The organism is Chamaesiphon sp. OTE_8_metabat_110 (genome assembly GCF_031382685.1).
GTDB lineage: Bacteria > Cyanobacteriota > Cyanobacteriia > Cyanobacteriales > Chamaesiphonaceae > Chamaesiphon.
In genome coordinates this window covers 1-4,330 of record NZ_JANMZA010000460.1, presented here as the reverse complement: position 1 = coordinate 4,330, position 4,330 = coordinate 1, and the positions used below count along the sequence as shown (strand labels likewise).

5 protein-coding genes are annotated in these 4,330 nt (G+C 46.4%); 1 reads left to right on the top strand and 4 read right to left on the bottom strand.

What is annotated here, in order from left to right:
- Together RMO52_RS16985 and pgeF are read right to left on the bottom strand one after the other, a co-directional pair.
- Positions 1-636: GAF domain-containing protein (locus RMO52_RS16985; protein WP_310416521.1), on the bottom strand; the 636-nt coding region annotated here is incomplete at its 3' end.
- A 228-nt stretch (positions 637-864) separates the two neighbouring features.
- The gene (gene pgeF, locus RMO52_RS16980) at positions 865-1,668 is read right to left on the bottom strand and encodes a peptidoglycan editing factor PgeF (RefSeq protein ID WP_310416517.1); all 804 of its coding nucleotides are present in this window, start codon (positions 1,666-1,668) and stop codon (positions 865-867) included.
- A gap of 55 nt (positions 1,669-1,723) precedes the next feature.
- Here pgeF and RMO52_RS16975 point away from each other — a divergent pair, with 55 nt between their 5' ends.
- Complete coding sequence (locus RMO52_RS16975) at positions 1,724-2,761, top strand: alpha/beta hydrolase (RefSeq protein ID WP_310416513.1); 1,038 nt, start codon at positions 1,724-1,726, stop codon at positions 2,759-2,761.
- 87 nt (positions 2,762-2,848) lie between these two features.
- Here RMO52_RS16975 and RMO52_RS16970 read toward each other — a convergent pair whose 3' ends face one another.
- Together RMO52_RS16970 and RMO52_RS16965 are read right to left on the bottom strand one after the other, a co-directional pair.
- Positions 2,849-3,475: a CPP1-like family protein gene (locus RMO52_RS16970; protein WP_310416510.1), complete on the bottom strand. Its 627-nt coding sequence runs from the start codon at positions 3,473-3,475 to the stop codon at positions 2,849-2,851.
- A gap of 214 nt (positions 3,476-3,689) precedes the next feature.
- The coding region (locus tag RMO52_RS16965) for a phosphatase PAP2 family protein (protein WP_310416507.1) at positions 3,690-4,330 on the bottom strand (641 nt) is incomplete at its 5' end.

Sequence of the window (4,330 nt, the reverse complement as noted above, 5' to 3'; positions counted from 1 at the left end):
ATCTAGTCCACCTAGCAAAGAATCGAGCGGATCGCGCAGATCGTGGACGAGCATTTCTACCGTCTCAGTGCGAAAGAGTTCGAGGTTTCGCAATTCTAAATACTCTGCGTGCAACTGCTGTGCCAACAGCCGAAATTCAACCTGACCGATTAGTAATGCAGTCAGATCTGAGAGGGTTTCCAGCTCTTCTGGAGTCCATTCACGCGGTTTGGTATCGATCGCACAAAAAGACCCTAATGTATGACCCTTGGCGGTGGTGATGGGTACACCTAGATAGGCAACTACACCGAGTTCGATCGTACCGAGGTGCTCTTTAAATAGTGGGTGGATGCGCGCATCGACGACACACAATGGCTGCGATGTCTCGACCACCTGCTGACAAAATGAGTGAGACAGAGGTGTCTCTCTACTACTCGCCCACGGTTCCTGGAGTCCGATACTACTTTTGAAAAATTGTCGCTCTCGATCGACCAATGATACCAGCGATACTGGAGTCTTGAGGATGGTGCTGGCAAGTCGCGTAAATCGATCGAATGTCTCTTCCACAGAGCTATCTAACAGCCCTGTCGCCTCTAATTCTGCCAATCGATCGGGTTGAAGTACCTTGGCTAACGTCTTTTGGTTGTCATTTTCCATCGACGCTACTTCCTATTGTTTGTATTTATTTTTAAGTCACACATAAAAATCGTTCCCGAACAACGACCAGACTATTTAATAGTAAATTATGAATACTAAATTACACAATGTTTTCTGGCGATCGAGTCTCCCAAATCTACAAACCGACTCATAACAAAAGACCCTACCTCGAATTCGCTACTACTTACTTCTATCTACCAACTCCTTCGATCGAACTACAGATCGTACTTAAATGCTGACAATTCCCGACCACTGGATTTTTTTGAGCTTTTCCCGACGATAAGAAAAGAAATGTTCTGGCTCCTGGAAAGTGCAATGTGGAGCGATCGAAATCTGTGCTGGATCTACTCCCAAACCTTCGAGCTGCAACTGATTTACCCGCCGCACATCTAGCCGCACTCTCCCCGCTTGCTCGTCTGGTAATAGGGGTGAATTGGGCATTGCGAGCAAACTAGCAATATCGGCATCTGGAGCGCCTGAGAGCGATGTAGGCGCGTTTGCGGAGCCTTGACCCTGGCAAATCGAGGCGCATACTTCCAATCCCGTCTGTGTAGTGACTTGGTAAACTGTACCATCGATCGCAGGGCCGATCGCCACAATAATATCTGCTAAACTGCCACCCTGAGCTAATAACCGCTCTACTGCCACTTTCACGATTCCGAGCGAGGTACCCCGCCAGCCAGCATGTACCGCTGCCACATTACCTGTATGCCGATTGGCGATCGAGATCGGATTGCAATCGGCACTAGCTACCCAGACAGCTTGCGCGGCTCGATCTGTCAACACTCCATCGCCGAGCGCATTACCTGTCTCGACTTCTACTTCAGTCGCATGAGCAATTTCGGAGGGATTCAATACGATCTTGCCGTGGATCTGCTTGAGACGGTGAGTACTGGCATTAGCAGCTAAAATCGGGGTGAGATCTTGGGGTTCTCGCGGCGAAGACTGGCGAGTAAAGAAGCCATGTTGCCAGTCAGCGAGTAGATCGCAAGTTAAATACGGTAGTCCCGATCGAGTTTGCCACTGCCACATAAATTAAATTGAAGTTTGGGGTTTAGGTGTTAGGGTTTGGGTAAGTTAACCTCAAATGGAGATTAACGATCGATTTCTGGCTGTCAATAATATGTCTAATAGCTTATCATCCCTGCAAGCGATCGAGATTATCTTCCTCACCGTGACGACAATTTATCATCAATGGGCTAGTTATCGCGAACGCAAATCTCTATTACCACCAGGAAAGTTAGTTACTACTCCCGATGGTAATGTGCGCCACTTAGATATTCGAGGGACTGGTGAACTTACAGTTATTATCGATGCTAGTTTGGGTGGAGTTGAGGGCTATTTATTAATCGATGAACTTGCGAAATTAACTCGGGTCTGTATCTACGATCGTGCTGGATATGGCTGGAGTCAGGGTTCCTCTTCACCCCGCACCAGTCAACAAATTGTCAATGAGTTACACGAGTTATTAACCATTGCCAAAGTTCCACCACCGTATATTTTGGTGGGCGATTCTTTTGGGAGTTATAATCTACGCTTGTATGCCGATCGATTCCCCGATGAGGTGAGGGGTTTAGTTTTGACTGATGGCTTACACGAGCATTCGATGCTTTCTCTACCTTGGAATGTAGGATTGCTCAAGCTATTTTTTACGCTGAGTTTTGGGTTTGTCGCGATCGGTGCGTTACTAGGTATGGTTAGAATACTAGGAGAATTGGGTGTATTTGAGTTAATCAAACCCGAACTCAATAAGTTTCCCAAGCTCGATCGGCAATACGTCAAAAAGTCTTTTTATTCTGCTCGGCATTGGCTGACGATGGGACGAGAAATGTGGGGGTTGGATACTAGTGGTAGGCAATTAGAAACTGCTATTAATTTAGGAGATTTACCGATAGTTAGCATCAAATCGCATACCTTCTTGCGACCATTATTAGGGATTAAATTCTTATCATTGGCTACTGCCGATCGAGTTCGAGATCGCATTCATCTCGATTTACTCAAGTTATCTAGCAATACTCGCCAAGTATCTGCCGATCGTAGCAGTCATTTTGTCTGGATCGACGAACCAGAAATTATTGTTAATGCTATTGCTAGTTTGTGTGCTGAGCTAGAATGTCAGTCTTAAATCTATGCTCATTGTGTTAGGGTGGCTAAAATTACTAGCCCCCATTCCCAAACCTGGCAACGGGGGTTAGAAAATAGTGAAGATCGATTACTTGGTAAAACTGCTGACAGCCCACAACATGACAAGCACTAATACGCCAGCAAAAACCTCACCATGAATGCCAATAAGTTGTTCTGTCGGCATATGTAAATAATTTACCATTACAGCGGCAATCGCCGTACCGACAATCGCCGCTGCTAAACTACCCACTACCGCCCGTTTGAATCGACGTTGTTTTTGATTGACAAAATATAAACAAAACCCGATGCCAAAAGCAATTATTGTCGGTAATGCCGAACTAGCGATCGTCGGTACTAAGATCGCCGCCAATAATGCTGCATAAACTCCAGAAGTTGTGAGGATCTGAGATCTGTCAGGACGCTCGAATGTGTCCCTCACCCAACTAGGCGAATTAGGCCCCGATAGGGAAGTAAACTTAGGGACGACGTTGGGTAACTTTTCTGGAAATCTAATCCCGTCAGGAACTTTAATTTTGCCTTGCTGACGAAGCTTGAGTCTTTCCATCAAAATCGCATCATAAGCTGCCTCTACATTATCTTGTAGCTGTCGATCGCTACCTACTTGGGCGATAACACGTTGTTTAGCGGCTTGAATCTCTTCAAAGGTGGCATCTTGTGCTACCCCTAGCTGCTCATAAGGATTCTGCTGACTCATTCACAACCTCCGATCGATGGTCTCCACCTACACTACTTCTTACTCTAGACTGCTTTGGAAGTCTCTGCCACATTTACTTGCAAATGTTTAGGAACTTAGAGGATAGTAGGTATTGGATAGTCAATGGCGATCGGAGCAACGAAAGTTAACACTCAATCTTTTCACTAATTTTTTAACAGAGAAAGTAAAATTCTCGATCGATCTATTTACCAATTTAAAACTCGCCTTTAACTTGTAACCCGACAATCGTATTTCCTTGCGCATCCTGACGAATTAGGGGAAATAGCAACAAGCCACGTTTTTGTCCCAATTCGATTTCGCCGACTAGATAACCCAATCCTGCACCGATGAGGACATCTGTAAAGCGGTGGCGATTGAGATCGAGACGGGAATAACCAATCAGGGCAGCACCACTGTACCAGAGGATGGCATAGTCTGGATGATAGTGGCTTTGGATGCGAGCTACGGCAAAGGCTGTCGTCGCATGACAACTAGGAAAACTATCGAGTTCGCGATCGTGATCGGGGCGGGGAGATCTAATCACTTCTTTAAGTCCGTAGCAGAGTGCCGCGCTGGTACCCAATGCGTCTACTACCCGCAAGCTATGCTGTCCGCCATCCGCGCCATCCGTCAGCAATGGTAGTAGCGAGCCGCCACCCAAAAATAGCACCGTACCAGCACCAGAGACAAATTCCGAAAACCCTTTGTTAGTTGTCTGCGCTCGCACGCTAGGAGTAAAGCTTACAAGGCTACTGACAGTGCTACCGAGCGCAACTATCATTACCACTAATCCCTGCTTCCAAGACATAAATACCCCCAGATAATGAAAGTTATTGGCACCGGGAAAGCATCGCC

Coding starts and splice junctions, on each gene's coding strand:
- RMO52_RS16975 (WP_310416513.1), top strand. CDS start 1,724: ATGGAGATTAACGATCGATTTCTGGCTGTCAATAATATGTCTAATAGC.
- RMO52_RS16970 (WP_310416510.1), bottom strand. CDS start 3,475: ATGAGTCAGCAGAATCCTTATGAGCAGCTAGGGGTAGCACAAGATGCC.
- pgeF (WP_310416517.1), bottom strand. CDS start 1,668: ATGTGGCAGTGGCAAACTCGATCGGGACTACCGTATTTAACTTGCGAT.